At 66.6% G+C, this 2,664-nt stretch carries 3 protein-coding genes and 3 pseudogenes; 2 read left to right on the top strand and 4 right to left on the bottom strand.

Annotation, left to right across the window (positions count from 1 at the left end; genetic code table 11):
- Nucleotides 1-198 precede the first annotated feature (198 nt).
- The 3 genes and pseudogenes from WA317_RS16330 to WA317_RS16320 all read right to left on the bottom strand — a co-directional run.
- Nucleotides 199-351 (bottom strand): annotated as a pseudogene (locus WA317_RS16330) (acyl dehydratase); the annotation flags it as partial.
- Nucleotides 348-498 (bottom strand): annotated as a pseudogene (locus tag WA317_RS16325) (acyl-CoA dehydrogenase family protein); the annotation flags it as partial. The pseudogenes WA317_RS16325 and WA317_RS16330, both read right to left, overlap by 4 nt.
- A 116-nt stretch (nucleotides 499-614) precedes the next feature.
- Complete coding sequence (locus WA317_RS16320; RefSeq protein WP_425174020.1) at nucleotides 615-1,475, bottom strand: sulfurtransferase; 861 nt, start codon at nucleotides 1,473-1,475, stop codon at nucleotides 615-617.
- Between the two features lie 85 nt (nucleotides 1,476-1,560).
- Between WA317_RS16320 and WA317_RS16315 the strand changes: the two genes are divergently transcribed.
- Nucleotides 1,561-1,899 (top strand): hypothetical protein, encoded by a 339-nt coding sequence (locus tag WA317_RS16315; protein ID WP_425174019.1) that lies wholly within the window; start codon nucleotides 1,561-1,563, stop codon nucleotides 1,897-1,899.
- Entirely contained in the window at nucleotides 1,889-2,464 is a 576-nt protein-coding gene (locus tag WA317_RS16310) for a carboxymuconolactone decarboxylase family protein (protein ID WP_425174018.1), read from the top strand. The genes WA317_RS16315 and WA317_RS16310 overlap by 11 nt, the downstream gene beginning before the upstream one ends.
- A 7-nt stretch (nucleotides 2,465-2,471) precedes the next feature.
- On the opposite strand, the pseudogene WA317_RS16305 reads toward WA317_RS16310, so the two are convergent.
- Nucleotides 2,472-2,664, bottom strand: a pseudogene (locus WA317_RS16305) (alpha-(1-2)-phosphatidylinositol mannosyltransferase); the annotation flags it as partial.

Here is a 2,664-nt window from a genome sequence, read left to right as displayed (position 1 = left end):
TTACCGATGAGATCGGTCAAGACGCCCCTCCACACATCGACGACGGACCCGGATACCGGAGCTTACCGGTAGCGGGGCGGCAGGGACCGGACATCGGATCGCTATCGGCGGCCAATTCCCTGGGCCGGACAGGTGTCTTTTTGCCCGCCTCTGAGCGAGTCGGTCGCCTCTCTGCATGCGTTACTGTTCCGACTAGACATAGTTCGGAGCGACTATCAACGGCGGGTTGTGGTCACCGACCGCCGCGGCCCAGCGTTGCCAGTCGCGGCGGTTCACCTCGCCGGTGGCGGTGGCGACGACGCTGTCCACCAGGGCGGCCGAGGCTTCGTCGATCAGGCTGTCCTCGCTTATCGCGAGCTCCCCTGCCCGAGAACGCCTTCCAGCCAGCCCGCCGCGATGTCGGTGCCACCGCCTGAAGGTGGACAGCACTCGCGCGCGTTCGGACCATAGATGCAGGTCGGTTTCCGTCACATAACCACTGCCGCCGTGCAACTGGTGCCCAAGACGGTGACCAACAAGATCCTAAAGCGAACCCTGATCCAGATGGGGCCGACGGCGGCAAGCGGTGAACTATGGCGACGCGTTCCGCGCGGAACCGAGTACCGGGTCGTCGATCACGACGTGCCCCGCCCGCGCGCAACGGGGCGGACCGGATCGGAACTCCACTCCGACCATGACCCGGGGAACAGCGCAGCCTCGACGCCGACGGCGGCAAGAGCGGCAGCCGTGACACTCGCGGTGATGCCTGAGCCGCAGTAGACGCCGACAGGGCCGATGCGGTCGACACCGCGGTCGGATAACAGCCGGCCGATTGCAGGATTGTCGAGAAACGTGCCGTCATCGGCCAGGACAGCGGTACTGGGGAGATTGCCGGCACCGGGGATGTGACCGGCAACCGGGTCGACCGGCTCGACGTCGCCACGAAAGCGTTCCGGTGAGCGCGCGTCGAGCAGCGTCCTGCTGCCTGCGCTGATCTGCTCCGCCGTCAAGGTCGGCAGACTTCCGGCGTACAGATCGTCGTGCGGCGCAACGACATTACCCGGTTGCGCGGAGACCGGACCGGCCTCCGAAGTGCCGCCGGCTGCCCGCCAGGCGGACAGGCCGCCGTCCAGGATGCGGACACCTGGGATTCCGGCTGCGGTCAGCACCCACCACGCGCGCGCTGATCCGGCGCGATTCCAGTCGTCGTACACGACGATGGGAAGGCCTTGTCGGACGCCCCATCGGCGGGCGGCGGCCTCGACACTGCGTCCCGACGGCAGCGGGTGCCGGCCCCGGTCGATGATCGTGTGATCGCTGAGTTCGTCTTCGAGCGACGCATACACCGCACCCGGTAGGTGACCCTGTAAGTACGCCGGATAGCCGTCGGGTTCACCGAGTTTCCAGCGGACGTCCAGGATCGTCACGCGGCGACCGTCGGCGATCAGGCCGGCAAGCTCCGCGGCGGTGATGAGCACCTGCGCTCGTGCATTCACCGATCCGGTTCCTTGTCTACGACGTCGAGAGCAACGAGCATATCTACCGGCGGAAGCATCTCACCGAGAAGAAATCCCGATAACGATGACGGACATACGACGATTGCGTCGGGCGCTCACCTCCCGTGTACTCGGCGGCCGGGGAACGGCGCCGGCCAGGCTGCGTCGGGCCGCGTTCGGGGCTGACCTCGCAGAAGCCGGTTTCAACGAACCAGTTTCGAAGCTGATCGAAAAGGTGGCCTACCGCTCCGACCAGGTGACCGATGAGGACTTCGCCACCGTCCGCGCCGCGGGTCTGAGCGAAGACGAGATCTTCGAGATTGTGGTGTGCGCTGCTGTCGGCCAGGCCAACCGCCAATACAGCAGCGGGCTCATCGCGCTGGCCGGTGCAACCGGCGAAGAAGGAGTGACCGATGAGGCTTGACATCCTGGATCGAGGTCATCGCCTGCACACCAAGGCTCTGCTGGGTTTGATCCGGCTGGTCTCACGCCAGCCGGTGGTGGACGCGGTCAAGCTGGCGTTCTATCGCCCGCACTTCTACGGCGGCGGTCCGCTGACCCATGAGGCGATGCGCGGGCCCTCGGCCTGGTCGATCGGTGATCGTGAGCTGATGGCGGCCTTCATCTCGCAAGCCAATCGATCTCCGTTCTGCGTCACCGCACACACCAGCACGTCGAGCCAGTGGTACCGCGATCCCGCGAAGGTTGCCGCGACCCTTTCCGATCTGGACACCGCGCCGATCGACGAGTCGCTGCGGGCGACGCTGCGGATGCTGGGCAAGCTGAGCCGTGAGCACAGCATTAGCACCGGCGACATCGACGCCGTGCTCGACGCGGGCGTTTCTCCGCACGAAATCGAAGACGCCTTGGCCGTCGGTCTGGCGTTCAACATCACCGCCCGACTGGCCAACGCGTTCGACTTTGACATTCCCAGCCCGGCCGCGATGAACGCCGGCGCCCGGCATCTGTTGAGACGCGGATACAAATAGGACGGCGTCAGGCGGTGTTCTGCGAACGGCCGTACGCGTCAGTCCCGTCATCGGCGCCCAAGGTGGTCAGCATGCCGGCCGCGGCCCGCTGCCAGGTGAACGTTTCGGCGCGACGCCTGGCACTGCTGCGCCGGAGCTGTTCTGGCCGGGCGACGACCGCGCTGACCGCGTGCGCGATGGCGGTGGGGTCGTTGTCGGCC

This window comes from Mycobacterium sp. (genome assembly GCF_049802695.1).
Lineage (GTDB): Bacteria > Actinomycetota > Actinomycetes > Mycobacteriales > Mycobacteriaceae > Mycobacterium.
Note: the sequence above shows the minus strand (reverse complement) of the source record. Positions and strands in the feature narration are given on the sequence as shown.

What these genes read in the sequence shown, in the direction of transcription:
- WA317_RS16315 (WP_425174019.1), top strand. Translation starts at nt 1,561, where the DNA reads ATGACGGACATACGACGATTGCGTCGGGCGCTCACCTCCCGTGTACTC.
- WA317_RS16310 (WP_425174018.1), top strand. Translation starts at nt 1,889, where the DNA reads ATGAGGCTTGACATCCTGGATCGAGGTCATCGCCTGCACACCAAGGCT.